The sequence below is a fragment of the Microbacterium sp. RD1 genome, from assembly GCF_052220165.1.
Taxonomy (GTDB): Bacteria; Actinomycetota; Actinomycetes; order Actinomycetales; family Microbacteriaceae; genus Microbacterium.
Genome location: NZ_JBQPOL010000001.1, coordinates 591420 through 617162, shown reverse-complemented (window position 1 = coordinate 617162; position 25743 = coordinate 591420). Strand labels below are relative to the sequence as shown.

The following is a 25743-nucleotide window of genomic DNA, read 5'->3' as shown; positions in this document are numbered from 1 at the left end:
ATGCTCCGCCTCCCGGCGTCGGATGTCCAGGGGTGCAGCGCAGCCGGGGTTCAGCGTTCGACGAGGATGCCGTCGGCGTCGGCCCACACGTGCGCGCCCGGGGTGAAGGCGACGCCGGCGATGGTCACCGGCTCGTCGACCTCGCCGATGCCCGCCTTCGCGCTCTTGCGGGGATTGCTCCCCAGCGCCTTGATGCCGATCGGCAGGTCGGCCAATGCCACCCGGTCGCGGATCGCCCCGTGCACGATGATGCCGGCCCAGCCGTTCTCGACGGCGGATGCGGCGATGAGGTCGCCCACGAGCGCCGACTCGAGCGATCCGCCTCCGTCGATCACGAGCACCGCGCCCTCTCCGGGGGTGGCCAGGACCGCCTTGACGAGGGCGTTGTCGCGATGGCAGCGCACGGTGCGCACCGCGCCGTCGAACTCGACGCGGCCTCCGAGGTCGTGGAAGGGGAGGGCGAGCGAGTCGAGCTCCTCGCCGCGTTCGTCGTAGAGGTCAGCCGTGGCGGTCATCTCCCCAGGGTAGGGCGAGAGGCAGGCGGCGATGAGCGGCGGAGAGCGTCGCGACGGCGAAAGATCCGTCCCTCTTCGCGTCCGCGGAAGGGGAGGCGCACCATCCGCGGAAGGGGAGGCGCACCATCCGCGGGACAACATTCCGGACGAACCGCCGCCGCGAGCCCGCCGCACCGCCCTGGGCCCGGATCGGCTCGATTCATCCGGAGTGTTGTCCGCCGGGCACTCAGCGGGCGAGAAAGGCGGCGAGCCGATCGAGGACGCCGACGGTGCCCTCACGGCGACCCGCGCCGTCGTCGAGACCGTCGAGATGCACACCGTGCTCGGTGTGCGTGAAGCGCGTGCCGATCGCGACGGGCTCGAACTCGAACGAGACGACCGAGGTGGAGATGTGGTCGCCGTCGAGCCACATGTCGTAGGTGACGACGATCCGCTCGTTCTCGACGATGTCGGTGTACCGCGCCTCGTACCTCGACAGCGGGCCGCCGTGGAACTCGCCCTCGGCGACATCCACACCGCCCACGCGGAAGTCGAACCGCCACTCGCCGGCCGCCCACGCGTCATCCGTCCCGAACCACGTCCGCTTCTGGTCCTCGTCCGCGAACGCGGCCCACACCTGCGCGACTGAAGCGGGGTAGTCGCGGACCAGCGTGAAGCCGGCATGGGCGACGGTTCGCCGCGGCGCGGTCATGCGCGCCGCCCCTCTCGCCGGAACGTGACATGGACGACACCGCTCGGCGCCGTGACGCTCTCGACACGGCAGTCGGCCTCGAGGCCGCGCAGGCCCTCCCACAGCGGGACACCGCGCCCGAGGATGATCGGCACGATGGCGACATGCAGGTCGTCGACGAGTCCCTCCCGCAGGAACTCGCGCACGGTCGTCGGGCCGCCGCCGATCCGCACATCGGCACCCCCGGCGGCCTCGGACGCGATCGCCAGCGCCTCGCGCGGCGACGCCTCGAGGAAGTGGAAGATGGTGCCGCCCGCCATGGGCAGCGGATCCCGGCGCTGATGCGTCAGCACGTAGACCGGAACGCGGAACGGCGGCGTGTCCCCCCACCAGCCCTTCCACTCCGGATCGCCGGGGTGCTCGTGCAGTCCGAACATGGCCGCCCCCATGATCTCCGCGCCGACGGCCTCGAAGTAGCGCGCCGCGAAGTCGTCGTCGACACCGGTCGTGCCCTCGCCGGAGTCGTCACCGAGGACGCGCGCGCGGAACGTCCGGGTGCTCACGTACGCGTGCGTGAGCCTTCCCCAGTCGTCGCCGAACGGGTTCTCCGGTGTCTGATCGGTGGTGGTGGCGAATCCATCCAGCGAGATGTTGAGATCGACGCGGACTCGGGTCATGAGATGTTCTCCTTCTGCGGATGGCGGGCGAGGTGCACGCCGAGACGATCGGCCTGTCTCTCCGCCGGTGTGCGCTGCTCATCGAGCCACAGGTGCAGCACGTCGAGAGCACCCGGACGCAGACTCACCGTGCGCACCCGGCCGCTCTTCTCGGAGGTGACCACGGCCGCCTCCTGGAGCACCCGGAGGTGCTGCAGAAGGGCGGGGAGGCTCATCGCGAACGGTGCGGCGAGGTCGGACACGACAGCGGGCCCGCGCGAGAGCCGCTCCACGACGGCGCGACGCGTCGGGTCGGCCAGCGCGCGCAGGACCGCGTCGACGTCGTTCCGATACTTTGGCATTTGCTTAAGTATTGCGACGGAGACGCCCTCGCGTCAAGGTCGGCGCGGGCGGAACATAGACGGCCGGAGGAAAGTGCACCAGCCCCGGCCGCCGCACAGCCGAAGATGCCTAGAGTGGAGCATGACTGCCAGCATCCTGGGCCTGGGCACGGCTGTGCCCCCCACTCGACTGACGCAGCCCGACGTGCGCGACTTCCTCGCAGCCCAGCCCGGACTCGACCGACGCGCGCGCCGGCTGCTGCAGGCGGCGTTCGACGCCGCGGCCATCGATACACGCCACACCGTGCTCGCTGAGCTGGGCCCGACGGGCGGCGGACTGCACGTGCGCGACGGCGAACAGCTCCTGTCCCCCTCGACACGAGAGCGCAACGACGAGTTCGTGCGCGCGGCGCCGGCGCTCTTCGCAGCCGCGGCGCGGGACGCCCTGGCTGCCGCACGCGTCGACGCGCATGAGGTGACCCACGTGGTCACCGTGTCGTGCACCGGCCTGATCGCGCCCGGCCCCGATTTCCGGCTCGTGCGCGACCTCGGTCTCTCGTCGACCGTGGAGCGCGACCACCTCGGCTTCGTCGGGTGCGCCGCCGCGGTACCGGCGCTCCGCCAGGCGGCGCGGATCGTCGCGTCCGACCCCGGCGCGGTCGTGCTCGTGGCCGCCGCCGAGCTCTGTTCGCTCCACATCAGAGGGTCCGCGGACCCGGAGCAGATCGTCGCTGCGTCGGTGTTCGGCGACGGCGCCGCCGCGGCGGTGGTATCGGGCGACCCGGCGCGGGGCGGGGATCGCCGGCTCGAGCTGACCGGCTTCGCCACGCGCCTCAGCGACGAGGGCGCCGCCGACATGACGTGGAAGGTGGGCGACGACGGCTTCGAGATGAGGCTCACCGCCGAGGTGCCGCGCATCGTCGGACGGGAGGTTCGGGCGGTCGTCGACGACGTCTTCGGCGGCCCGGACGACCTCGACGCGTGGGCCGTGCACCCCGGCGGCCGCAGCATCCTCGACCGCGTCCAAGCGGGGCTCGGACTCGCCGACGACGCGCTCACGGCGTCGCGCGAGGTGCTGCGACGCTACGGGAACATGTCGAGCGCGACGCTGCTGTTCATCCTGCGCGACATCCTCGCCGACCCCGCTCGGCCCGACGGACAGCGCCTCGGCGCGCTCGCGTTCGGACCGGGGCTGACCCTCGAGGCGGCGCGGATGGTGCTGCGGGACCGTACGGCGGATGCCGCCGCACTCGTGTCGGACGATCGCCGACCCGCGCTCGTCCAGCGATGAGCCTGCGCGAGCGCGACGCCACTCTCACCGAGCTGATGGACGACCCGGCCTGCGACCCGGCGCGCCTGGCCGCGACCTACCGCCGCTTCGGCCTGGTGAACCGGCTGGTGTCGGGCTGGGGCACGCTCTGGCGCGCACGGCTCGCGCCGGCGCTGCGGGCACTGGACCGCCCGGCCCGCGTGCTCGACCTCGGCTCGGGCGGAGGCGACCTGGTGCTGCGTCTGGCGACGCTCGCGCGCCGGGACGGGCTGAGCGTGCACTGGACGGGCGCCGATCCCGACCCTCGCGCGCACGCGGTCGCCGCGTCCGCGGCTGCACCCGGCATGCGCTTCGTGTGCGCCGACTCGGCTCGACTGCTCGCCGACGGCGAGCGCTACGACGCCGTCATCTCGAACCACGTGCTGCATCATCTCGACGCGGCCGGGCTCGCGCGCTTCGCGGCAGAATCCCGCCTGCTCGCGACCGGGACGGTGCTGCACAGCGACATCGTCCGCGGCCGACTGCCCTATGCGCTGTACGCCGTCGGGGTGGCGCCGCTCGCGGCCGGGACCTTCCTGCACACCGACGGTCTGCGATCGATCCGGCGGAGTTACCGCCCGGCCGAGCTTGCAGCGGCGCTGGGACCCGGATGGCGCGTCGGAACGCCGGCGCCGTTCCGGCTCCTCGCCGAGGCTCGCGGCGATGCCTGACGTCGTCGTGGTGGGGGCGGGGCCCGTCGGAACGCTCCTCTCGGCCGAGCTCGTCCGCCGCGGCGTCGACGTCGCGGTCATCGAGCGCCGTCGCGACCCGGCCGCGGGCTCGCGAGCGATCGGCATCCATGCTCCGGTGCTCGCCGCGCTCGAGGCATCCGGGGTCACCGAGCGGCTCCTCGCGCGGGCCACCCGCGTTCTGGCCGGCGAGGCGCGGTCCGCGGGCGCGCTGCTGGGCGTCGTGCGCTTCGACCGCCTGTCGCGACGCTTCCCCTTCGTCGCCACGCTGCCGCAGCCCGAGACGCGCGCCGCGCTGGCCGTCGACGCGCCCGCGCCGATCTTCGGCGAGGTTACGGCGGTGCGCGCGAGCGCGCCGCGCGTGATCTACCGCGATGACGACGGCATGGCGGAGATCGCCGCCCGCATCGTCGTGGTGGCCGCCGGGCCGCGCTCGCGCGGACTGCTGTACCGGCCGGGCGCCGTACGAGAGCAGCGCTACCCCGATCGGTACGTCATGGCCGACATCACTGCCGAGGGGGGTGCGGATGCCGTCGTGCACCTTGATCGCGGCGGTGTGCTGGAGTCCTTCCCCCTCCCCGGCGGCGTGCGCCGATTCGTGGCGCCCGGACCCGTCGATCTGTCGGACGACGCGGAGCGCGCGAGGATGCTCCGCGACGCACTGCGCGCACGCGGGCTCGACACCGAGGCATCCGCCGTCGACGCCGCCGACGGTTTCGAGATCCGCCGCTCGCTGGCGCCGCGCCTGCGCCGCGGGCCGGTCTTCGCGATCGGCGACCTCGCGCACGAGGTGAGCCCGATGGGCGGCCAGGGGATGAATCTGGGGCTGCTGGATGCGGCGACCCTCGCTCCTCTGCTGGCGGCCTGGATGCGAACGGGGGAGGCACCGGAGAGCGCCCTGCGGCGCTGGGAGCGCCGCCGTCTGGCATCGGCGCGCACCTCGGGCGCGATCGCGACCGCCAACACGCTCCTGGGGCGTCCGGCGTCCGCACGGGGGAACGCCGTGCGCGCGCTCGCGCTGCGCGGGCTGCTGGCCACACCGGCGGCGACGCTCCTCGCGCACGCGTACGCGATGGGCTTCGACCGCAACGCCTGACCCGTGCCCCCTTCCGCGAGCGCACATCCTGTCGCCGAGCGCACACCGTATCCGGGCGGGCAGGATGTGCGCTCGCGAAGCTGATGTGCGCTCGCGGGCTTCGGCCGCCGGGAGAGCGCGGCGATCAGGCGGCGGTCGCGACGAGCTCGGCGGACAGCAGCAGAGCGGCGATCATCACGAGCCGGAAGACGGTGCGATCGGGCGGGCGCACGAGCACGCGCACCGCCGTGGCGACGGCGACCGCGAGCGCAGCCGCGAAGAACGCCCATGCCACGATCGGCACGGCCGCGAGGTCTGCGCCCGACGAGCCGAGCAGCACGGTGACCGCCCCTGCGGCGACCCCGGCCGCCGCCAGCACCGCGCTCGCACGCGGGCCGATGCGGTGCGGCAGCCCGCGCACGCCGGTGACGCGGTCGTCCTCGAGGTCGGGCAGCACGTTGGTCAGGTGCACGGCCGCGCCCAGGACCGCGCCGGCGACGCTCTGCCACGGCGGCGCGAGGGAGCCATCCGGGGCCGACAGGGTCGCCAGCGACGGGAACAGCCCGAAGCTCACGAGGAACGGCGCGAGCGAGAAAGGCGTCGACTTCAGCCCGGCGTTGTAGGCCCATCCGGATGCCAGCAGCACGGCGTGGGCGGCGAGCATCCCGGCACCGAGCGGCAGGCACAGCGCCAGGGCGACCGCGAGCGCCCCGATCGCGACGCTCATCGCCGTCGAGGCCGACACGACCCCCGCCGCGACGGGCTTGTCGGTGCGGCCGACCGCGATGTCCCGGCCCGCGTCGATCGCGTCGTTGGACAGGCCGATCGAGACTTGCCCCGCGAACACCGACACGACCAGCAGTACGACCCGCCACGCCTCGAGGTGCGCGGCGAGGCCGAGCGCGAGTGAGAGCGTCGTGACGACGACGGTGGGTCCGGGGTGGGTGGACCCCCACAGGGCGCCCACCACCCGCCTCCGCCGCCGCATCCCCCGACGCTACCGCGGCGTGCAGCTCCCCCCGCCGCGCTTGACGCGAGACTGCACCTGCGCCACGAGACGGCATCCGTCGCCCGCTGTCTCGTGGCGCGGATGCGGTCTCGCGGAGGGTCAGTCGTCGAGGACGGCCTCGATCACGTCGTCGTCGGATGCGTCGGGCACGATCGAGGGGCCATCGGAGGTCAGCACGAGCGACGAGCCGTCCGCGGCGACATCCACGCGCACCATGTCGCCGTCGCGCACCCCGCCGGCGAGGATCGCCATGGCGAGGCGATCCTGGATCTCGGACTGGATGAGGCGGCGCAGCGGCCGAGCGCCGAACACCGGATCGTAGCCGCGCTCGGCGAGCCAGGCGCGGGCATCCGGGGTCACCGCAAGGGTGAGCCGGCGCTCGCGCAGGCGCCGCTGGAGCGCGTCGACGGCGAGCTCGACGATCTGCGCCAGGTCGTCTTCGGTCAGGGCCGAGAAGATCACGATGTCGTCGAGCCGGTTGATGAACTCCGGCTTAAACGCCTGGCGCACGAGGGCCTGCACCTGCTCGCGCTTCTGCTCCGGCGACAGCGTCGGATCGATGAGGATCGGCGATCCGAGGTTCGACGTGAGGATGAGGATGACGTTCGTGAAGTCGACAGTGCGCCCCTGACCATCGGTGAGGCGTCCGTCGTCCATCACCTGCAGCAGGACGTCGAAGACCTCCGGATGCGCCTTCTCGACCTCGTCCATCAGCACGACGCTGTAGGGGCGACGACGTACGGCCTCGGTGAGCTGGCCGCCCTGCTCGTACCCCACGTATCCGGGAGGGGCCCCGACGAGGCGGGAGACCGAATGCTTCTCGCCATACTCCGACATGTCGATGCGCACCATCGCGTGCTCGTCGTCGAACAGGAAGTCGGCGAGCGACTTCGCCAGCTCCGTCTTGCCGACGCCGGTCGGTCCGAGGAAGAGGAACGATCCGACGGGCCGATTCGGATCGCTGATGCCGGCACGCGAACGGCGGATGGCGTCGGAGACGGCCTTCACGGCGTCCTTCTGGCCGATCAGGCGCTTGCCGAGCTCGGCTTCGAGGTGCAGCAGCTTCTCGGTCTCGCCCTGCATGAGCCTGCCGATCGGGATGCCCGTCCACGCCGCGATCACCGCGGCGATGTCCTCATCGGTGACCTGGTCGTTGACCATGCGGTCGCCGGCCGGCTCCTCGCTCTCGGCGTGCATGAGCTCGCGCTCCAGCGCGGGGATCTCGGCGTAGAGCAGCCGCGACGCGCGCTCGAGGTCTCCCTCGCGCTGCGCACGGTCGGCATCGATGCGTGCCGCGTCCAGGCGGGTCTTCAGCTCGCCCACCCGGTTCAGCGACGAGCGCTCGCGCTCCCACCGGGCCTGCAGCTCGTCGAGACGCTCCTGCTCCGAGGCGAGTTGCTCGCGCAGCGTCGACAGGCGCTCCTTCGAGGCGTCGTCCTTCTCCTTCTTCAGCGCGAGCTCTTCGAGCTTGAGGCGATCGACGTGTCGGCGCAGCTCGTCGATCTCCAGCGGCGCGGAGTCGATCTCCATCCGCAGCCGCGACGCGGCCTCGTCGATGAGGTCGATCGCCTTGTCCGGAAGCTGCCGCGCGGTGATGTAGCGGTTGGACAGGGATGCCGCAGCCACCAGGGCAGCGTCGGCGATGGCGACCTTGTGGTGCGCCTCGTAGCGCTCCTTGAGGCCGCGGAGGATCGCGATGGTGTCTTCGACGGTGGGCTCGCCGACGTAGACCTGCTGGAAGCGGCGCTCGAGCGCCGCATCCTTCTCGATGAACTGCCGGTACTCGTCGAGCGTCGTCGCCCCGATGAGGCGCAGCTCGCCGCGAGCGAGCATGGGCTTGAGCATGTTCGAGGCCGCGACCGAGCCCTCGCCGCCGCCGGCGCCCATCAGCACGTGCAGCTCGTCGATGAACGTGATGATGCGTCCGTCCGACTCGGTGATCTCCTTGAGGACGCTCTTGAGCCGCTCCTCGAACTGGCCGCGGTACATCGCGCCCGCGACGAGCGCCGAGATGTCGAGCGAAACGAGCTCCTTGTCCTTGAGGCTCTCCGCGACGTCGCCCGCGACGATCCGCTGAGCGAGACCCTCGACGACGGCGGTCTTGCCGACGCCGGGCTCCCCGATCAGCACGGGGTTGTTCTTGGTCCGTCGGGTCAGCACCTGGCTGACCCGACGGATCTCGCTGTCGCGCCCGATGACGGGGTCGAGCTTGCCCTGCCGGGCACGGTCGGTGAGATTGATGCCGAACTGTTCGAGGGCGCTCTGCGACTCCTCCTGTCCGGGCTGCGGGGTGGCGTTCATGTACTCTCCTGAAGTCTGCGTCGCTCAAAGTTGAGCGTTGATGACTCAAGTTTAGCGCGCTCCTCGCTCCGCGACAAGCCCGCACGCATCCGCCAAAGCACATCCCGTTCCCGACCGCACATCTGATTCAGCGGAAATGGATGTGCGCTCGCACGGGGGATGTGCGCTCGCGTCAGGCGAGGGCCGGCTCGAGCGATGCCTCGGGCACCGCGTCGTCCGTGCAAGCGAAGCGGGCGCGGTAGGCCGTCGGCGTCACGCCGAGCGTGCGGGCGAAGTTCTGCCGCAGGACCGCGGCCGATCCGAAGCCGCTCTCGTAGGCGATCCGATCGAGACCCAGGTCGGTCTTCTCCAGGAGCCGCTGCGCGTGAAGGATGCGCTGACGCCCCAGCCAGGCCGCCGGCGTCGCCCCGAAGTCGGCCTTGAACCGGCGGGCGAACGTGCGGGGCGACATGTGCGCCTTCGCGGCGAGCTGTTCCACGGAGAGGTCGGCGCGGAGGTTGGCCAGCATCCAGTCGGTCACGGGCGCCAGAGAGAGGGATGCGGCGACGGGAAGCGGGCGATCGATGAACTGCGCCTGGCCGCCGTCGCGCTGCGGCGGCACCACCATGCGGCGCGCGATCTTGTTGGTGAGCTCGGCACCGAGCTCCTGGCGGAGCAGGTGCAGGCACGCGTCGAGGCCGGCTGCCGTGCCGGCGCTGGTGATGATGCGGCCGTCCTGAACGTAGAGCACGTCGGGGTCGACCTCGACCTGCGGGTACATGCGCATCATCGTCGGCGCGTACATCCAGTGCGTGGTGGCTCGCTTGCCGTCGAGCACGCCCGCCGCGGCCAGGACGAAAGAGCCGCTGCAGACGCTCAAGACCCAGGCGTCGCGAGCGACGGCGTGCCGCACCGCGTCGAGGATCCGCTCGTCGGCCTGGTCCCAGTATTCGCGGGGCGTAGGGGACACGACGACGAGATCGGCCTGGTAGGCGAAGGCCAGGTCGTGCTCCACATTGAGCGAGAACCCCAGCTTCGATCGCACGGGCCGCGTCGGGTCGGGTGTGACGACGCGGAAGTCGAAGTTCGGCACGCCGTCGTCCGACCGGTCGAGACCGAACGCTTCACAGGCGAGCCCGAACTCGAAGGGCGCGAACCCGTCCGAGACGATCACAGCGACGGTCTTCATGCGGTCTCCTCGGCTTGGCAGAATTCCTTCGAATACGCGCAAGTCTGCCACTCGTGGCAGAGATTGTCCATCCGTAGCGTAACTGCCATGATCATTCTCCTCGCCTTCGCCTCACTCTCCGTCGTCGCGATCGCCGCCTCGGTGGTCGCTCTCCTGCGGGACGGCTACCGCCGAGTCCCCGCGCGCGCCTCGATGATCCCCTCTCGCGCGGATGCCGCGCCCACCCCCGCGGCATCCGTCAGCGTCCGCCCGCAGCCGCACGTGAATGGGCGCATGCGCGCTCGCGTGGGAGCCTGACCGCAGCGGAGCCGGTCCCTAGACTCGGGGCACCAGAAACGAGGTGCCCGTGACCACCCCTCCCCCCTACGGCTCGCCCACTCCCCCGCCAGCGCCCCCTCGAGCGGGCAACCCGCCCGGAGTCGTCGCGGTCGTCCTCGGCGGGATCCTGCTCGCATCGATGGTCGTGCAGATGGTCGTGCAGGCGACACTCCTGGCCAGCACGAGCTACGTCGTCATCGGGATCGTGGGCACGGCATCCGCGGTGCTCGATGCGGTGCTCGGCGTCGCGGCCGTCGTGTTCGGTGCGGTCGGCATCGCGCGTCGCGGCCGCCCGCACGCCCTCGCCGGGATCGGGCTCGGCATCGGCGCGTCAGCCGTCGTGAACGCGCTCGTGTGGGGGCTGCTCTACCCGGTGGCGATCTCGCTCATGTGACGGCGCCCGATCGCGCGATGATGCGCCGGTACACCGCGAGCATGGCCTCGGTGCGCGATGACTGCCGGAACAGCTCCGCGGTGCGCTCATCAGGGACCGGCCCGGCCCCGGCGGCGATGTCTCGCGCCGCCCGGCGGAGGGCCTCGGCCAGGGCCGGTATCGAGCCGTCCCGCGGCGTCCACACGCCCGCGCCGAGTTCCGCGGCGATGTCGGGGTCGCTCACGATCGACGGGATGCCCAGCGACGCGGCTTCGAACACTGTCATCCCCTGCGTTTCGAACCCGATCGAGCTCTGCACCACCGCATCCGCCGCCGCGATGCGGCGGAGCGTCTCGGGGTACGGCAGCCGTCCGACGAGGCTGACGGATGCGGCGGGCCGCCGCCGTCGCAGGAGCCGCCGGGCCGCACGTGCCTGTCCACCCCCGCCGATGACCTGCACCTCGGCGTCGATGCCCGATGCCGCGACCGCCTCGAGGAAGGGCAGCAGGCGCTTCTCGGGGCTCATGCGGCCGACCCAAACCAGCCGCGGCCGCCCGGGCCTGCGTGTCCGGTCGGGCTCGGCGCGCACGCCGTCGAGCAGCTCGTCGTCGATGCCGTTCCACAGCACGTCGACCGCGGGGAAGACGCCGTGCTCCTGCAGCCGACGGGCGAAGTGCGACGACGGCGCCGTCACCGCGTCCGACAGCGACCCGAAGCGCCGCAGGTATGCCCAGCCGTCCACCCCGTCTCGCCGTCGCGGATTCGGAGATGGGCGGCGGATTCGGAGGGTTCCGGCCGCGGCATCCGAATCCGCCGACGTGTTCCGAATCCGCAGCCCGGAGCCGAGGGCGCGACGTGCCCACGCGTTCACCGCGCGCAGCACCAGGCGGGGGAAGGGGGCGACGGCCGCGATGCCGACGTCGACGCGGTTGTGCATCGTGTGCACGACGGGCAGGCCGTGCCGCTGCGCGTACCGATGCCCGATGATCGCGCCCCAGAAATCGGCCTGTACGTGGACGACGTCGACGGGCGGGCGCGCCGCCAGCGCCGCATCGACGATGCGGTCGGTACGACGGCCGGGGAGACTCATCGAGTACTCCCGGTCGAGGGTCACTGGCAGGGAGGGCAGATCGACGTAGGCGGGATCGGGCGTCGCACGGCCATGCATGCGCGGCGCCACGATGGTCACGGTGTGACCGGCGAGCTCGAGGAATCGGCGCTGCAGCCGCATCGACACCTGTGCGCCGCCGGAGGATTCGGCGTGCTGATCGCCGAACATCACGACGTGCACGTCTACTCCGGCAGCGGTTCGCCGCGGTACAGAGCCTCGAAGGTGTCGAGTGTGCGTTCGATGTCGTGGACGATCACGCCGTCGAGCGACGCCTGCTGCATCCGCAGGCGCTCCTCCGGCGACTGCGTGAGCACGTCGGTGAGGCGCGCGGTGAGCTCGTCGACGTTGCCCGGCTCGAACAGGTAACCGTTCTCACCGTCGTGCACGAGGTGCGGGAGTGCGACGGCGTCGGCGGCGACGACGGGGAGCCCGGATGCCATCGCCTCCATCGTCGCGATGGACTGCAGCTCCGCGATCGAGGCGATCGCGAAGACGCTCGCTCGCGAGTAGAGGGCACGCAAGTCCTCTTCGGATGCGTGGCCGTGGAAGGTCACCCGTTCCGCGATGCCCAGCTGGCCGGCGAGCTGCTCGAGGTTGCGGCGCTGGTCTCCGCCGCCGACGATGTCCAGCGTCGCCTGGAGCCCGGGATCCAGCTGCGCGACGGCGCGGAGGAGCACGTCGATGCCCTTCTCGGTCGTCAGTCGCCCGACGAAGAGGATGCGGTTGGCGTCTCGCGGCGTGAGGTCGGGGGTGTAATTGCGACGATCGATGCCGCAGCTGATCGGCAGGACGTCGGAGATCGCGATGGTCGACTCGAGGAACTCCGCCGCCTTGCGCGTCGGCGTCGTCACCGCGCGGGTGAGCTCAAAAGTGCGTCGGGCATCGGCCCAGGCGAGCTTCACGACGACCTTGTTCAGCGCATCCGGGAGCGTGGTGAAGTCCAGGATGTTCTCGGCCATCACGTGGTTGGTCGCGATGATCGGGATGCCGCGCTTCTTCGCCTCCCGTGCCAGCCCGCGGCCGATCACGATGTGCGACTGGATGTGGACGACGTCGGGCTTGACCGCATCCAAGACCTGGCGCGCGTAGTGCTTCACGCGCCAGGGCCACACGAACCGCAGCCAGTCGTGAGGGGGCCAGCGCACCGAGGGCAGACGGTGCAGCGTGATCGGCTGGCCCTCGATCACCTCGACGGCGGGGTCCGCGCGGCGGTAGGCGGTGTTGGGCGCCATGACATGCACGTCGTGGCCGCGCTCCGCCAGGCCCGCGGCGAGGCGTTCGGCGAAACGCGCCGCGCCGTTGATGTCGGGGGCGAACGTGTCGCAGCCCATGACGATCGTGAGGGGCGGCTTCTGGGGGGAGTCGTCAGGCGTCGCAGGAGGGGTCACAGGTGGTGGCTGCCTATCTGGTGCGGCGGTGTGGGTCGCACGGTGCGGTGCATGCGCGTGACCACTGTACCCGAGCCGCCTGCAACGACCCCGGAGCGGGAGGCGCGACACGGCTGCGCCCCTGCCGTGGCTCGCCGCGTCGGTTCCGCTAGCGTTCGGCTCATGCCCTCAGCCGTGCTCGCCTCGCCCGACGTCGGAACCTATCCCACCGGATGGGAGGGACGTTCCCGCGCGTGGGACGGCGCGGCCTGGACGGGCCCCGCTCTCGCGGACGAGTCGGCTGCCGCCGCGCCGGACCCGCACGGCGGCCTCTTCCGCCGGCCGCCCGTCTACCTCGCCGTCGGCGGCCTCGTGGTCGGGTTCGCGCTGGCCGCGGTGGGAGGCCTGCTGTCCTTCTCGCCACTTCTCGTCCTCGCCGGCGTCGTCGCGACGGGCGGCCCTCTCGCGGCGCTGCTGGCGGGGCTGCACCGTCGGCTGGGACTGGCGAGCCTGCCCATCCGCGCGGCCACCCTGTGGGGTCTGGTGTCCGGTGTGGTGGCGATCGGATTCGCGCTGCTCCTCGAGCTTCCGCTGCGGCTGTGGCTGGATGCCCCGGAGGAGATCCAGTACCTCGCCGCGGGCCCGATCGAGGAGGTCGGAAAGCTCCTGCTGCCCCTGATCCTGCTCGCCGCCGGCGCCTCGCAGCTGCGCGACCCGCGCCTTGGTGTGTGGGCCGTCGCGGTCTCGGGCGCCGTGTTCGGGGCGATCGAAGGCGGCGAGTACGTCGGTGAGATCGGCCCCGAGGCGCAGCAGAACGTGCAGCGCGTCGAGCAGTCGCTCAGCTCCCTCGGTCACCCGCGGATCGTGGCGATGGCCGTCGCCGTCGGCAGCGCCATTCCGCGGGCGTGGGTCGAGCTCGGCCATGTGATCTGGACCGCCGGGGCCGCCGTGCTCATCTGGCTCGCGGCGCATCACGGGCGGCGCGTGGTCGCGACGGCGGTGGGGGCGATCGCCGCCGCGGCCGCGCTGCACTCCTTCAACGACGCGGGCCTGACCCTGCTTCCCGGTGGGCTGTCGGATCTGGGCTCGATCGTGTGGATCGTGCTGTCGTACACGCTGTGGTTCCGCCCGCTCCTGCGACGCCTCGTGCCGCCGGACGCCGTGACGCTCGTGCCGCACCGCTGGCTGCCGCGTCTGCCGCGAGAGGCGCGCTGACGCCGGCATCCACCACTCGGCGCGCCTCACTCTCGCGTGACTTGCGTGAATCGGCTGCTAAACCCGACGGTTTAGCAGCCGATTCACGCAAGACGGTGGGTCAGAGCGCCTCGACGGCAGGCTCGTCGACGGCCGGGGCATCCGCGTCGGGCGCGGCTTGCTCGAACTGCGACTGGTACAGCCGCCAGTAGGCGCCCTGCGCCGTGATCAGCTCCTCGTGCGTGCCCTTCTCGACGATGTCGCCGTGCTCCATCACCAGGATGAGATCGGCGTCGCGGATGGTGGAGAGGCGATGGGCGATGACGAACGACGTGCGTCCCTGACGCAGCGCCGACATCGCCTGCTGCAGCAGCAGCTCGGTGCGGGTGTCGACGGATGACGTCGCCTCGTCGAGGATCAGGACCGAGGGCTGCGCCACGAAGGCGCGGGCGATCGTGATGAGCTGCTTCTCACCGGCCGACACGTTCGCGGCGTCCTCGTCGAGCACGGTGTCGTACCCCTCGGGCAGCGAGTGCACGAACTGGTCGACGCGGGTCGCCACGGCGGCCGCGTGGATCTCGTCGTCGGTCGCCGATTCCCGCCCGTAGCGGATGTTCTCGCGGATACTGCCGGCGAACAGCCATGGATCCTGCAGCACCATGCCGGTGCGCGAGCGCACGTCGTCGCGGCGCATGTCGGCGATGCTCTGCCCGTCGAGGAGGATCCGCCCGCCGTCGAGTTCGTAGAACCGCATGATCAGGTTCACCAGCGTGGTCTTGCCCGCACCGGTCGGGCCGACGATGGCCACCGTCTGCCCGGGCTCGACGCGGAAGGAGAGGTCGGTGATGAGCGGCTGGTCGGGTGAGTAGGAGAAGCGGACGTGCTCGAACTCGATGACTCCGCGGCCGTCGACGGGGCTAGGGGCGTCCGCAGCATCCGGGTCCTGCTCCTCGGCGTCGAGCAGCTGGAACACCCGCTCGGCCGATGCGGTGCCCGACTGCACGACGGCCGCCATTCCGCCCAGCTGGGACAGCGGCTGGGTGAACTGCTGGGAGTACTGGATGAACGCCTGCACGTCGCCGAGGCGGATCTGACCGGCGGCCACCATGAGGCTGCCGAGCACGGCGATGCCGACGTAGGTGAGATTGCCGACGAACATCATGCCCGGCATGATCATCCCGGACAGGAACTGCGCGCGGAAGCTCGCCTCGAACAGCTCTTCGTTCTCGGCCTCGAACTTCTCGCGGGCATCCTTCTCTCGGCCGTACACCTTCACCAGCGCGTGACCGGAGAACGACTCCTCCACGCGCGCGTTGAGCCGACCGACCTTGCGCCACTGCACGCCGAAGGCCTTCTGCGACTGCGGGCCGATGACGCCGAAGATGACGCCCATGAGCGGGAGCGACACGAGCGCGACGATGGCGAGCTGCCACGAGATCGTGAACATCATGATGAGCACGCCCACGACGGTCAGAACCGACGTCAGCGCGCTGGAGAGCGACTGCTGCATCGTCTGGGTGATGTTGTCGATGTCGTTGGTGACGCGGGAGATCAGCTCCCCGCGCTGCACCTTGTCGAAGTACGACAGCGGCAGGCGGTGGATCTTCGCCTCGACGTCTTCACGCAGCCGCCACATGGTGCGCACCATGATGACGTTGATGACATATCCCTGGATCCACGACAGCAGCGACGAGAAGACGTAGATCGCGAGCACCGCGAGGATCACCATGCGGAGCGCGTCGAAGTCGACGCCGGCTCCGACCTGGAAGTCGTTCATCGCGGAGACGATGTTCGCGATGTCGCCCTGGTCGGCCGAGCGGAGCGCCTCGACGACCTGCGACTGCGAGGTGCCCGCGGGGAACTGTTCGCCCAGCGCCCGGGAGACCGCGCCCTCGAAGATGATGTTGGTCGCATCGCCCAGCACGCGCGGGGCGAGCACGGCCAGTACGACGCTGATCGCGCCGAGCACGGATACGACGAGGAACGAACCGGCGTACGGGCGCAGCAGGCCCACGAGGCGACGGAAGCTGGCGCCGAAGTTCGCCGCCTTGCCGGGGGCGACGCTGTCCCAGTCTCCGGAGTTGAGCCGCGCCTGCTCGGCGAGCTCGAGTTCGGCGCGTTCCTCCTCGGTGAGGGCGTCGGGCGTGCTCACGCTTCCACCCCCAGCTGCGACTCGACGATCTCTCGATAGGTCTCGTTGCCGGCCAGCAGCTCGTCGTGCGTGCCGAGACCCACCATCCGGCCGTCTTCGAGCACGACGATGCGATCGGCGCCCGTGATCGTCGAGATGCGCTGGGCGACGACGATCTTCGTCACCTCCGGAAGCTCCCGCCACAGTGCCTGTCTCAGCCGCGCGTCGGTGGTGAGGTCGAGCGCCGAGAACGAGTCGTCGAACACGAGCACCTCGGGGCGGTGAACGAGCGCACGCGCGATGGCGAGGCGCTGGCGCTGGCCGCCCGACACGTTGGTGCCGCCCTGGGCGATGCGAGCCTCCAGCCCGCCCTCCATCCGCTCGACGAAGTCGCGGCCCTGTGCGATCTCGAGGGCGCGCCAGAGCTCCTCGTCGGTCGCCTCCTCGCGACCGAATCGCAGATTGGAGGCGACGGTTCCGCTGAAGAGGAACGGACGCTGCGGCACGAGGCCGATCGTCTGCCACAGGGCGTCGAGGTCGGCCTGGCGCACGTCGACACCGCCCACGCGCACGGCGCCGCCGGTGACGTCGAACAGGCGCGGGATGAGGGAGATGAGCGTGGTCTTGCCGGAGCCCGTCGACCCCACGATCGCCACCGTCTCCCCCGGTGCGGCGACGAAGCTCACGCCCTGCACGACGGGTGACTCCGCACCCACGTACGTGAAGGCCACGTCGTCGAACTCGACTCGGCCCGGGGCGGCGAAGCGGGTAACCGGGTCGCTCGGACGGACGAGCGTGGACTCGCTCGCGAGCACCTCTCCGATGCGCTCGGCCGATACCGCCGCGCGCGGGATCATGATCGTCATGAAGCTCGCCATCATGACGCCCATGAGGATCTGGCCCACGTACTGCATGAAGGCGAAGAGCGTCCCGATCTCGACGTTGCCGGCGTCCACCTGGATGCCGCCGAACCAGATGACGCCCACGACGGTGACGTTGAGCACCAGCATCGCGAGGGGGAACAGCAGCACGAACAGCGACCCGACCTTGCGTCCGACGATCATGATGTCGGTGTTGGCGGCGCGGAAGCGCGCCTCTTCGATCAGCTCCCGCACGAACGCGCGCACCACGCGGACGCCGGTCAGCTGCTCGCGCATGACGCGGTTCACGGCGTCGAGCTTGGACTGGTAGCTGCGGAACAGCGGGACCATGCGCGCGATCACGAGACCGGCCACGATCAGGAGCGTCGGAACCGAGACCGCGATCAGCCAGCTGAGCCCGACGTCCTGCTGCAGCGCCATGATGATGCCGCCGATCGCCAGCAGCGGCGCGGTGACGAGCATCGTGGCGCCCATCATGGCGAGCATCTGCACCTGCTGCACGTCGTTGGTGTTGCGCGTGATGAGGGAGCCCGGGCCGAAGTGCGACACCTCGCGTTCGGAGAACGCGCTCACCTTCTCGAACACATCGCGTCGGATGTCGCGTCCGGCACCCATCGAGGCCCGCGCGGCGAAATAGGTCGCGATCACGGCGGCGACGATCTGCGCGAGCGAGATGACGAGCATGAGCACGCCGCGGGACCAGATGTAGCCGGTGTCGCCGCGCGCGACGCCCTGATCGATGATGTCGGCGTTCAGACGCGGCAGGTACAGGGACGCGATGGCCGAGACCAGCTGGAAGATCAACAGTCCCAGCAGGAGCCAACGGTACCGGCGTAGGTACCGCGTGAGGAGCTTGACGAGCACGACTTCTCCCAGGGGAGGAAACGAAACGGGGGCCGGTCTGCGACCGTCCGTTCAGCCTGGCAGATACCGCCGGCATGCGGCGAGCGGCGTCCGCTCAGGGCGTACCCCTACGCTGGATCCATGCCGCGACTGCAGGCCGACGCCGATTCCGCGCGATGGGTCGCCGTGACCGGATCCCTCGGGTTCCGCGGGCGCCGCCATCGCAAGGCCGCCATCCGGATGCTGTTGAATCAGGCCGGCCGCGCCGCCGGCGGAGCGGCCGCCGGCTCCGACCGACCACGGGGCGGCTTCCTCGCCTGGGCGGTCAGCCAGGCCACGCCCCTCCTCCTGCGCCGCGCCGATGGGCGCGTGCTGGTATGGGTGTGGCGGGACGACCCCGAGCTCGTCGTCGTCATGGCGCAGCTGCAGGAGGCCACGCCGCAGCTGCGCACCGCGCGCGCGATGATGCCGATCGAATACGACGACACCGAGGAGTTCCGCACTCCCGCGCTCGGCGCCGGCGAGAAGCTCGTCATGGATCTGCCGAAAGACCCCCGTACGCCGCCGTTCGCGACGTACACGTGGGACACCGGCACCCACTTCGTCACCCTGACGGCGGTCTGCTCCGACCGCTCCCGCGTGGCGACGATCCTGCCGGCCGTCGACGAGATCGCCCGGACGCTGCGGATCGTCGACGACCTCTCCGTGGGCGAGAGCCCGACCGTGCTGCGGATCGACCCGGCCTAGGCGCACGATGAGCGACGCGGACGCCATCGTCATCGGCAGCGGATTCGGCGGCGCGGTGCTGGCCGCGCGCCTGTCGCAGGCGGGCCTGCGGGTGGTCGTCCTCGAGCGCGGCCGTCGCTGGCCCCCCGGGTCCTTCCCGCGCTCCGACGATCTGAAGGACGGCTGGCTGTGGGGCTCGGGCGCGGGGCTGTACGACATCCGGTGGCTCGACCGGATGCTCAGCGTGCAGGCAGCCGGATGGGGCGGCGGCTCGCTCGTCTACGCCAACGTCTTCGCTCGCCCGTACGACCCGTCGCTCTCGCCGCGCTGGCCGCCGCACCTGCGCCGGTCGGCGTTGGATCCGTACTACGACCTCGCCGCGCACATGGTCGGAGTGGCCCCGGTGGCGGTCGACCCCGCCACCGGGGCGGCGCCCGCGCGCACCCTCCTCATGGAAGACCTCGTGGCGCGGCTCGGCCGGTCGGCCGGCACCATCCGCCCCCTCCTGGCGGTCCGGTTCCAGCAAGACCCGGATGCGGTGGAGACCAATCGCCACGGGGTTCACCAGCGCGGATGCTCGTTCGTCGGCGAGTGCGTCATCGGCTGCAACCGCGGCGCGAAGAACAGCCTCGACCACACCTACCTCGCCGTCGCCGAGCGCGCCGGCGCGACCGCGGTGCCGCACGCCGAGGTCGAGCGCATCGAACCGGCCGGCGACGGATACGCCGTGTCGTGGCGCGATCCGCGCCCCGGCGGAGACGGCGGCGGCACCCTCACCGCGCCGCGCGTCTTCGTCGCCGCCGGAGCGGTCGGATCGACCGAGCTGCTTCTGCGCCAGCGCGACGTCCTCGGGACGCTCCCGGCTCTCCCCGCGCGGCTCGGCGACGGCTTCTCCGGAAACGGCGACTACCTCGCGACGACCCGTGTTCCCGGCGCCGGCGACCTCACCCGCGGCCCGACGATCACGACCACCACGATCCTCGACGTGCCCGAGGGCGGGAAGCCGGTGTGGTTCCAGGTGCAGGACGGCGCCATCCCGCTCCCGCTGCAGTTCCTGGTCGGCGCCACCCTGCCGCTGCGCCGGGTGCGCGAGGCGTGGGCGCGGCGGCGCGAGATCACGCCCGACGAGCGCATGGCTCTGCTCACGATGGGACACGACTCGGCCACGGGCAGGCTCACCCTCGACGACTCGGGGAGTGCCGTGGTGGCGTGGGACAACCGCCGCGAGGCGCGCCTGTACCGCGCCGAAGGACGCGTGAACCCGCTCCTGCGACGGATGCTCGGATCCCCCGTGCACGCCGCCCCCACGTGGACGCTCCTCCGCCGCGCCGTGACCGTGCACAACCTCGGCGGTGTACCCGCCGGTCCCGACGGCGTGGTGGACGAATGGGGCGAGGTGCACCGTTACCCCGGACTGTTCGTGGTCGACGGATCGACTCTGCCCGGCGCGACGGGCGTGAATCCCTCGGCCACCATCCTCGCGGCCGCGGAACGCAGCGCGGAGCATCTCGTGCGTCGCCTGAGCGCAGACCCCGGATGGCGCGCACCCGAGTGGCCCGACGTCGTGCCCGCCCCCATTCCCGAAGACGTCGCCGGCGCGGCGATGGCATCCCTTCACGCCCGCACGTCCGGCGACGGCGTCGGATTCCGGGAGCGGATGCAGACGCCCCGTGGCGCGGGAATGGGACCGGCGGCCGACCTCCGCCTGGAGGTGTCGTTCGAGGGGTTCGATGCGTTCAGCGCCGACCCGTCGCATCCGCTGGAGGTCACCGGCACGCTCTCGATCGCCGGCGTCGCCGATCATCGACCGCTGCGAGGGACTCTGTCCCTCTTTCCGGATGGATCCGATCTCGCGATGCGCTACGTGCTGGACTTTACCGACGACGGCGGTGCAGAACGCACCCTCGTCGGCGAGAAGGCCTTCCTCGGCCGGGGCCCGCTCGCCCGCTGGCACGGTGTGACGCGGCTGAGGTGGCAGCTCGACGGCGCGCCCGCGGTGCGCGGCGTCGTCGCGATCGGCGCCGGTGCCGTCGCGGCGCTGCTCGCCAGCATCCGGGGCGAGGGATTCACCCTGTCTCGCCGCGCGAGCGTGCTGCGGCGGTTCGGCCTGTCCTTCGCCGCTCGGGCCCTGCGGCGCGCCCCGCGGGCATGAGCCCCGCGGTCAAGGTTTCGGATCGGGCCGCCTGACGCCGTCCTGCAGCTCCCGGACGAGTTCGTCGACGTCGCCCTTGGTCGCGGCGCGCTGCTCTTCGTGACCGCGCGTGGCGCGCTCGGCGACCCACGACGAGAACGAGGCCACGACGAGTCCGACGAGCACGACGCCGCCCACCATGAGGAAGACCGCGGTGATCCGCCCCGGCACCGTCACCGGGGTGTAGTCGCCGTAGCCGACGGTCGTGACGGTGCAGAACGCCCACCACACCGCGTCGCCGAACCGGGTGATGTTGGCGCCCGGCGCGTGACGCTCGGCCTCGAGGACGAGGAGCGACGCCGACCAGATGAGCAGCAGAGCGGCGCCGGCGCCGTAGATCAGCAGGCGCGCGCGGAGGGAGCTCGCCGCCGAGTGCGTGAAGGAGGTCAGCCGCGTGAGCGCCCCGAGGAGGCGCACCGGGCGCAGCGTCGGGACGAGCACCATCGCCACGTCGAACAGGTGGGCGCGAAACCACACCCCGCGCGGATGCGACAGCGCCAGCCGCACGAGGTAGTCGGCGACGAACAGCGCCCACGTGCCGACGACGATGGCGGCGGTGGCGGCTTCGGCGGGCCCCTGGAGGTCGCCGATCACCTGGAAGGTGTAGGCGACGAGAAAGGCGAGAGCCGCCACCGTCAGCGGCCAGAACGTCGCCGATTCCCATCGGCGGGTGGCCCGCGTCTCGCCGCGATCTCGCCCGCCCTGCAATTCACCCATGGCAGAACTGTAGGGCGGCGGCGGCGCGCGCGGCTTCGGACGCTTCGTCTCGCTGCGCTCGCTCAGCGTCCGGAGGGGGCGGCGCTCGCTCAGCGTCCGGGGGGCGGCGCTCGCGCAGCGTCCGGAGGTCGGCGCTCGGCCAGGGTCCGGGGCTCGCCCGGTGAACGGGGTTAGTCCTCCGAGTGGCGCGGACGCCACAGCACGATATCGGTGGCGCGCCGGACGCGGGCGCCGTGACGCAGGGTGATGACCGACCCCGTCGCGCCGGCGGCGAACACCCGCGCGCCCGGGCGCGACTCGCGCTCCGCGATCAGCTGGCGCTCCAGATCGGACACGCGCCGCGACAGGGAGTGCACGCGTTCTTCCAGGGCGAGCAGCCGGGCGATGGCGGGAAGGCTCATCCCCTCGCCCGACAGTCGTGCGACCTCGCGCAGCTGTTCGACGTGACGCGTGGAGTAGCGCCGCGACCCTCCTTGCGTGCGGGCGGGGACCACGAGGCCGAGACGGTCGTACTGGCGGAGGGTCTGCGGGTGCATGTTGGACAGCTCCGCGGCCACCGCGATCGCGAAGATCGGGGCGTCCTCGTCGATCTCGTCGTCAGCCATCTCCCTCACCTCACAGACCCTCTCAGCCGCGCGCCTTCGACATGAGGTCGGCGCGCGGGTTCTCCTTGGGTTCCTGCTCCGCGAAGCGCTCCAGCGCCTCGCGAGCCTTGTCGTCCAGGTGCGACGGCACGACGACCTGCACCTCGGCGAGGAGGTCGCCGGTGCCCTTCGCCGTCGTGACGCCCCGGCCTTTCACCCGCAGCACGCGCCCGGACGGTGTGCCGGGGGCGACGCGGAGCTTCACGACGTCGCCACCGAGCGTCGGCACCTCGATCGTCGCGCCGAGAGCCGCCTCCGTGAACGTCACCGGCACCGTCACGCGCAGGTTGAGCCCGTCGCGCGTGAAAACCGGATGCGGTCGCACCGCGACCTGAACGACGATGTCGCCGGGCTCGCCACCATCCGGCGACGGCCGACCGCGGCCTCGCAGCCGGATCTTCTGCCCGTCCGCGACACCCGCGGGGATCTTGACCTTGAAAGGCTTGCCGTCCTCACCCTGGAGGGTGATGGTCTCGCCCTGCGTGGCGGTGACGAAATCGACCGTCGTGCGGGCCGTGACGTCGGCACCGCGCTGGGGGCCGCCGAACCCGCGGAATCCTCCCGAGGGCTGTCCGAACCGCCCGGAGCCGAAGCTCCCGCCCTGCTGCTCGAAACCGGCGAAGAAGTCCTCGAAGCCCGCGCCACCGGTCGAGGTGCGGGAGCGCGTGCCCCGGCCGCCCTGCCCGAACATGCTGAACACGTCCTCGAAGCCGCCGGCATCCGCCCCGCCCGCCGAGAAGCGGGCGCCGGAGCCCATCGCACGGATCTGGTCGTACTCCGCGCGCTGCTCGGGGTCGCTCAGCACGGCGTACGCCTCGCTGATCTCCTTGAACGTGGCCTCGGCCTTCGCGTCACCCGGATTGGAGTCGGGGTGATACTTGCGGGCGAGCTTGCGATACGTCTTCTTCAGATCGGCTTCGCTGACGCCCTTGTCGACGCCGAGGACCTTGTAGAAGTCCTTGTCGAACCAATCCTGACTCGCCATGCGCGCTCCTACTCGGCGGGGACCGCGACGACGACCTTAGCCGGTCGCAGCTCGACGGATCCCAGTCGGTATCCGACCTCGACGACCTCCAGCACGGTCGGCTCGCTCGTCCCCGGTGTCGGCGCCTGGAAGATCGCCTCGTGCTGCTGCGGGTCGAAGGGCTCGCCCGCCGCCCCGTACGCCACGACGCCGAGGCGCTCGGCGACAGCGCGCACCTTCTCGCCGATCGCCGCGAACGGCGTCCCGGCCTCGAGGTCGCCGTGCTTCTCAGCACGGTCGAGGTCGTCGAGCACCGGCAGCAGTCCCTTCGCGGCCTCGCCCTTCGCGCGCTCGATCTCGACCTGGCGCTGCTCCTCGGTACGGCGGCGGTAGTTGGCGTACTCGGCCTGCAACCGCTTGAGGTCGTTCAGCAGCGCCGACTCGAGGTCGGCGAACTTCGCATCCTCTGCGGCGGCCTCGGCGGTCTGCGCGGCCCCCAGGATGTCGTCGATCGTCAGGTCGTCCTGGCCGGAGGGGTCGGATGCTTCGACAGGCTCAGCAACCGACCCCTCCTCGTCCGGTCGAACCTCGTCATCACCCTGGGGCTCTTCGAAGTTCTTGTCCGTCATGTCAGCTCTTCTTCTCGTCTTCGTCGTCGACCACTTCGGCGTCGATCACGTCCTCCTCGGGGTTCGGCACGTTGCCGGCCCCGGGCTCGTTCGCGGCAGGATCGGGGTTCTCGCCCGCCTGCTGCGACGACTGGTAGATTGCCTCGCCGATCGCGCTCTGGCTCTGGTTGAGCTGGTCGAAAGCGGTCTTCACGGCGTCGTCGTCCTCGCCGGCGAGTGCCGACTTCAGGGCGTCGACGTCGGCCTGGACGGAGTCCTTGACCTCGGCGGGGATCTTGTCCTCGTTGTCCTTGAGGAGCTTCTCCACCGAGTACGACAGGGTCTCGGCCTGGTTGCGGGTCTCGGCCGACTCGCGGCGCTTCTTGTCCTCGGCCGCGTGCTCCTCGGCCTCGCGCACCATCCGCTCGATGTCCTCCTTGGCCAGCGACGAGCCGCCGGTGATCGTCATCGACTGCTCCTTGCCCGTGCCCTTGTCCTTGGCCGAGACGTGCACGATGCCGTTGGCGTCGATGTCGAAGGTGACCTCGACCTGCGGGATGCCGCGGGGAGCCGGCGCGATGCCGGTGAGCTCGAACGTGCCCAGCGGCTTGTTGTCGCGGGTGAACTCGCGCTCGCCCTGGAAGACCTGGATGGCCACGGACGGCTGGTTGTCGTCGGCGGTCGTGAAGGTCTCGCTGCGCTTGGTGGGAATGGCGGTGTTGCGCTCGATGAGCTTCGTCATGATGCCGCCCTTGGTCTCGATGCCGAGCGACAGCGGGGTGACGTCGATGAGGAGGACGTCCTTGCGCTCGCCCTTCAGCACGCCGGCCTGGAGCGCCGCGCCGACGGCGACGACCTCGTCCGGGTTCACACCCTTGTTGGCCTCCTTGCCGGCCTCGCGCTTGACGAGCTCGGCGACGGCGGGCATGCGGGTGGAGCCACCCACGAGCACGACGTGCGCGATGTCGGCGACCTTGATGCCGGCCTCGCGGATGACGTCTTCGAACGGCTTCTTGGTGCGGTCGAGGAGGTCCTTGGTGAGGTCCTCGAACTTCGCGCGGGTGATGGTCTCCGACAGCGACACCGGGCCCGACTCGGTCAGCGAGAGGTACGGCAGGTTGACGCTCGTCGAGGTCGACGAGGACAGCTCCTTCTTGGCCTGCTCGGCGGCCTCCTTGAGACGCTGCAGCGCGATCTTGTCGCCCGAGACGTCGACGCCCGTGGTGTCCTTGAACTGCTTGATGAAGTAGTCGACGAGGCGCTGGTCCCAGTCGTCACCGCCGAGGCGGTTGTCACCCGCGGTCGAGCGCACCTGGATGGTGGAGAAGTCGTCGTCCTTGCCCACTTCGAGCAGCGACACGTCGAACGTTCCGCCACCGAGGTCGAAGACGAGGATGAGCTCGTCCTCCTTGCCCTTGTCCAGGCCGTATGCGAGCGCGGCGGCGGTGGGCTCGTTGATGATGCGCAGCACGTTCAGGCCCGCGATCTCGCCGGCCTCCTTGGTGGCCTGGCGCTCGGCGTCGTTGAAGTACGCGGGCACGGTGATGACCGCATCCGTCACGCTGTCGCCGAGGTACTCCTCCGCGTCGCGCTTGAGCTTCTGGAGGATGCGGGCGGAGATCTCCTGCGGCGTCCACTTCTTGCCGTCGACATCGAACGTCCAGGTGGTGCCCATGTGACGCTTGACGCTGGCGACGGTGCGGTCGACGTTGGTGACAGCCTGCCGCTTGGCGGTCTCACCGACGAGCACCTCGCCGTCCTTCGTGAAGGCGACCACCGACGGGGTGGTACGGAAGCCCTCGGCGTTGGCGATGACCTTCGGCTCGCCGCCTTCGAGGACGCTCACGACCGAGTTGGTCGTTCCGAGGTCGATTCCCACAGCACGTGGCATATCAGTTCTCTCTCTTTCGTTGCGCCGGTGGAGCCGGCTCGGGAAGTCTGG

General features: G+C 71.0%; 24 protein-coding genes. 8 read left to right on the top strand and 16 right to left on the bottom strand.

From position 1 onward, the window contains the following. Positions 1-50: 50 nt before the first annotated feature. The 4 genes from rraA to ACTU3I_RS02945 all read right to left on the bottom strand — a co-directional run bounded on the left by rraA (position 51) and on the right by ACTU3I_RS02945 (position 2203). The gene (gene rraA / locus ACTU3I_RS02960) at positions 51-515 is read right to left on the bottom strand and encodes a ribonuclease E activity regulator RraA (protein ID WP_442924122.1); all 465 of its coding nucleotides are present in this window, start codon (positions 513-515) and stop codon (positions 51-53) included. 226 nt (positions 516-741) lie between these two features. Next, positions 742-1206, bottom strand: coding sequence for an SRPBCC domain-containing protein (locus tag ACTU3I_RS02955; protein ID WP_442924121.1), 465 nt, complete (start codon positions 1204-1206; stop codon positions 742-744). After that, positions 1203-1862, bottom strand: a complete 660-nt coding sequence (locus ACTU3I_RS02950; RefSeq protein ID WP_442924120.1) for a dihydrofolate reductase family protein — start codon at positions 1860-1862, stop codon at positions 1203-1205. The genes ACTU3I_RS02955 and ACTU3I_RS02950 overlap by 4 nt, the downstream gene beginning before the upstream one ends. After that, the gene (locus tag ACTU3I_RS02945) at positions 1859-2203 is read right to left on the bottom strand and encodes an ArsR/SmtB family transcription factor (protein WP_442924119.1); all 345 of its coding nucleotides are present in this window, start codon (positions 2201-2203) and stop codon (positions 1859-1861) included. Before ACTU3I_RS02945 ends, ACTU3I_RS02950 begins: the two co-directional genes overlap by 4 nt. A 121-nt stretch (positions 2204-2324) precedes the next feature. On the opposite strand from ACTU3I_RS02945, the gene ACTU3I_RS02940 reads away from it, so the two are divergent. Genes ACTU3I_RS02940 through ACTU3I_RS02930 form a run of 3 tightly spaced genes read left to right on the top strand, consistent with a single transcriptional unit; the run spans position 2325 to position 5276 of the window. Beyond that, the gene (locus tag ACTU3I_RS02940) at positions 2325-3473 is read left to right on the top strand and encodes a type III polyketide synthase (protein ID WP_442924118.1); all 1149 of its coding nucleotides are present in this window, start codon (positions 2325-2327) and stop codon (positions 3471-3473) included. Next, positions 3470-4162, top strand: coding sequence for a methyltransferase domain-containing protein (locus ACTU3I_RS02935; protein WP_442924117.1), 693 nt, complete (start codon positions 3470-3472; stop codon positions 4160-4162). The genes ACTU3I_RS02940 and ACTU3I_RS02935 overlap by 4 nt, the downstream gene beginning before the upstream one ends. Beyond that, positions 4155-5276, top strand: coding sequence for an FAD-dependent oxidoreductase (locus tag ACTU3I_RS02930; RefSeq protein ID WP_442924116.1), 1122 nt, complete (start codon positions 4155-4157; stop codon positions 5274-5276). The genes ACTU3I_RS02935 and ACTU3I_RS02930 overlap by 8 nt, the downstream gene beginning before the upstream one ends. A gap of 124 nt (positions 5277-5400) precedes the next feature. On the opposite strand, the gene ACTU3I_RS02925 is transcribed toward ACTU3I_RS02930, so the two are convergent. From ACTU3I_RS02925 to ACTU3I_RS02915, 3 genes are all read right to left on the bottom strand, one after another. After that, entirely contained in the window at positions 5401-6243 is an 843-nt protein-coding gene (locus ACTU3I_RS02925) for a UbiA family prenyltransferase (protein ID WP_442924115.1), read from the bottom strand. Positions 6244-6363: 120 nt separating this feature from the next. Further along, positions 6364-8565 (bottom strand): ATP-dependent Clp protease ATP-binding subunit, encoded by a 2202-nt coding sequence (locus ACTU3I_RS02920; protein WP_442924114.1) that lies wholly within the window; start codon positions 8563-8565, stop codon positions 6364-6366. Positions 8566-8737: 172 nt separating this feature from the next. Beyond that, complete coding sequence (locus ACTU3I_RS02915) at positions 8738-9733, bottom strand: GlxA family transcriptional regulator (protein WP_442924113.1); 996 nt, start codon at positions 9731-9733, stop codon at positions 8738-8740. 87 nt (positions 9734-9820) lie between these two features. Here ACTU3I_RS02915 and ACTU3I_RS02910 point away from each other — a divergent pair, with 87 nt between their 5' ends. Beyond that, on the top strand, positions 9821-10030 hold the full coding sequence (locus ACTU3I_RS02910; protein WP_442924112.1) for a hypothetical protein: 210 nt from the start codon (positions 9821-9823) through the stop codon (positions 10028-10030). Positions 10031-10079: 49 nt separating this feature from the next. Beyond that, positions 10080-10445, top strand: a complete 366-nt coding sequence (locus ACTU3I_RS02905) for a hypothetical protein (RefSeq protein WP_442924111.1) — start codon at positions 10080-10082, stop codon at positions 10443-10445. Here the strand turns inward: ACTU3I_RS02905 and ACTU3I_RS02900 are convergent. Then, positions 10438-11715 carry a glycosyltransferase gene (locus ACTU3I_RS02900; RefSeq protein WP_442924109.1) on the bottom strand — a complete coding sequence of 426 codons (1278 nt, stop codon included), beginning with the start codon at positions 11713-11715 and terminating at the stop codon, positions 10438-10440. The genes ACTU3I_RS02905 and ACTU3I_RS02900 overlap by 8 nt on opposite strands. A 2-nt stretch (positions 11716-11717) precedes the next feature. After that, positions 11718-12923, bottom strand: a complete 1206-nt coding sequence (locus ACTU3I_RS02895) for a glycosyltransferase (RefSeq protein WP_442924108.1) — start codon at positions 12921-12923, stop codon at positions 11718-11720. Between the two features lie 162 nt (positions 12924-13085). Between ACTU3I_RS02895 and ACTU3I_RS02890 the strand changes: the two genes are divergently transcribed. Beyond that, positions 13086-14117, top strand: coding sequence for a PrsW family glutamic-type intramembrane protease (locus ACTU3I_RS02890; protein WP_442924107.1), 1032 nt, complete (start codon positions 13086-13088; stop codon positions 14115-14117). A gap of 100 nt (positions 14118-14217) precedes the next feature. Here the strand turns inward: ACTU3I_RS02890 and ACTU3I_RS02885 are convergent, their stop codons facing one another. Next, complete coding sequence (locus ACTU3I_RS02885) at positions 14218-16248, bottom strand: ABC transporter ATP-binding protein (protein ID WP_442924105.1); 2031 nt, start codon at positions 16246-16248, stop codon at positions 14218-14220. Further along, a complete protein-coding gene (locus ACTU3I_RS02880) occupies positions 16245-17972 on the bottom strand; it encodes an ABC transporter ATP-binding protein (protein WP_442924104.1) in 1728 nt (575 codons plus the stop codon). Before ACTU3I_RS02880 ends, ACTU3I_RS02885 begins: the two co-directional genes overlap by 4 nt. Before the next feature lie 120 nt (positions 17973-18092). Between ACTU3I_RS02880 and ACTU3I_RS02875 the strand changes: the two genes are divergently transcribed. Continuing rightward, the gene (locus tag ACTU3I_RS02875; RefSeq protein WP_442924103.1) at positions 18093-18698 is read left to right on the top strand and encodes a hypothetical protein; all 606 of its coding nucleotides are present in this window, start codon (positions 18093-18095) and stop codon (positions 18696-18698) included. A 7-nt stretch (positions 18699-18705) separates the two neighbouring features. Continuing rightward, positions 18706-20829, top strand: coding sequence for a GMC oxidoreductase (locus ACTU3I_RS02870; RefSeq protein WP_442924102.1), 2124 nt, complete (start codon positions 18706-18708; stop codon positions 20827-20829). A gap of 9 nt (positions 20830-20838) precedes the next feature. Here the strand turns inward: ACTU3I_RS02870 and ACTU3I_RS02865 are convergent, their stop codons facing one another. The 5 genes from ACTU3I_RS02865 to dnaK form a co-directional block, all read right to left on the bottom strand. Beyond that, positions 20839-21585 (bottom strand): potassium channel family protein, encoded by a 747-nt coding sequence (locus tag ACTU3I_RS02865; RefSeq protein ID WP_442924101.1) that lies wholly within the window; start codon positions 21583-21585, stop codon positions 20839-20841. Between the two features lie 170 nt (positions 21586-21755). After that, entirely contained in the window at positions 21756-22190 is a 435-nt protein-coding gene (locus ACTU3I_RS02860; protein WP_442924100.1) for a heat shock protein transcriptional repressor HspR, read from the bottom strand. Between the two features lie 22 nt (positions 22191-22212). Then, entirely contained in the window at positions 22213-23214 is a 1002-nt protein-coding gene (locus tag ACTU3I_RS02855; protein WP_442924099.1) for a DnaJ C-terminal domain-containing protein, read from the bottom strand. Between the two features lie 8 nt (positions 23215-23222). Continuing rightward, positions 23223-23822, bottom strand: coding sequence for a nucleotide exchange factor GrpE (locus ACTU3I_RS02850; protein WP_442924098.1), 600 nt, complete (start codon positions 23820-23822; stop codon positions 23223-23225). Between the two features lies 1 nt (position 23823). Then, entirely contained in the window at positions 23824-25692 is a 1869-nt protein-coding gene (gene dnaK, locus ACTU3I_RS02845; protein WP_442924097.1) for a molecular chaperone DnaK, read from the bottom strand. Positions 25693-25743 lie beyond the last annotated feature (51 nt).

What these genes read in the sequence shown, in the direction of transcription:
- ACTU3I_RS02870 (WP_442924102.1), top strand. Translation starts at nt 18,706, where the DNA reads ATGAGCGACGCGGACGCCATCGTCATCGGCAGCGGATTCGGCGGCGCG.
- dnaK (WP_442924097.1), bottom strand. Translation starts at nt 25,692, where the DNA reads ATGCCACGTGCTGTGGGAATCGACCTCGGAACGACCAACTCGGTCGTG.
- ACTU3I_RS02940 (WP_442924118.1), top strand. Translation starts at nt 2,325, where the DNA reads ATGACTGCCAGCATCCTGGGCCTGGGCACGGCTGTGCCCCCCACTCGA.
- ACTU3I_RS02915 (WP_442924113.1), bottom strand. Translation starts at nt 9,733, where the DNA reads ATGAAGACCGTCGCTGTGATCGTCTCGGACGGGTTCGCGCCCTTCGAG.
- ACTU3I_RS02950 (WP_442924120.1), bottom strand. Translation starts at nt 1,862, where the DNA reads ATGACCCGAGTCCGCGTCGATCTCAACATCTCGCTGGATGGATTCGCC.
- ACTU3I_RS02860 (WP_442924100.1), bottom strand. Translation starts at nt 22,190, where the DNA reads ATGGCTGACGACGAGATCGACGAGGACGCCCCGATCTTCGCGATCGCG.
- ACTU3I_RS02945 (WP_442924119.1), bottom strand. Translation starts at nt 2,203, where the DNA reads ATGCCAAAGTATCGGAACGACGTCGACGCGGTCCTGCGCGCGCTGGCC.
- ACTU3I_RS02910 (WP_442924112.1), top strand. Translation starts at nt 9,821, where the DNA reads ATGATCATTCTCCTCGCCTTCGCCTCACTCTCCGTCGTCGCGATCGCC.
- ACTU3I_RS02935 (WP_442924117.1), top strand. Translation starts at nt 3,470, where the DNA reads ATGAGCCTGCGCGAGCGCGACGCCACTCTCACCGAGCTGATGGACGAC.
- rraA (WP_442924122.1), bottom strand. Translation starts at nt 515, where the DNA reads ATGACCGCCACGGCTGACCTCTACGACGAACGCGGCGAGGAGCTCGAC.
- ACTU3I_RS02955 (WP_442924121.1), bottom strand. Translation starts at nt 1,206, where the DNA reads ATGACCGCGCCGCGGCGAACCGTCGCCCATGCCGGCTTCACGCTGGTC.
- ACTU3I_RS02875 (WP_442924103.1), top strand. Translation starts at nt 18,093, where the DNA reads ATGCCGCGACTGCAGGCCGACGCCGATTCCGCGCGATGGGTCGCCGTG.
- ACTU3I_RS02855 (WP_442924099.1), bottom strand. Translation starts at nt 23,214, where the DNA reads ATGGCGAGTCAGGATTGGTTCGACAAGGACTTCTACAAGGTCCTCGGC.
- ACTU3I_RS02920 (WP_442924114.1), bottom strand. Translation starts at nt 8,565, where the DNA reads ATGAACGCCACCCCGCAGCCCGGACAGGAGGAGTCGCAGAGCGCCCTC.
- ACTU3I_RS02925 (WP_442924115.1), bottom strand. Translation starts at nt 6,243, where the DNA reads ATGCGGCGGCGGAGGCGGGTGGTGGGCGCCCTGTGGGGGTCCACCCAC.
- ACTU3I_RS02930 (WP_442924116.1), top strand. Translation starts at nt 4,155, where the DNA reads ATGCCTGACGTCGTCGTGGTGGGGGCGGGGCCCGTCGGAACGCTCCTC.
- ACTU3I_RS02890 (WP_442924107.1), top strand. Translation starts at nt 13,086, where the DNA reads ATGCCCTCAGCCGTGCTCGCCTCGCCCGACGTCGGAACCTATCCCACC.
- ACTU3I_RS02865 (WP_442924101.1), bottom strand. Translation starts at nt 21,585, where the DNA reads ATGGGTGAATTGCAGGGCGGGCGAGATCGCGGCGAGACGCGGGCCACC.
- ACTU3I_RS02850 (WP_442924098.1), bottom strand. Translation starts at nt 23,822, where the DNA reads ATGACGGACAAGAACTTCGAAGAGCCCCAGGGTGATGACGAGGTTCGA.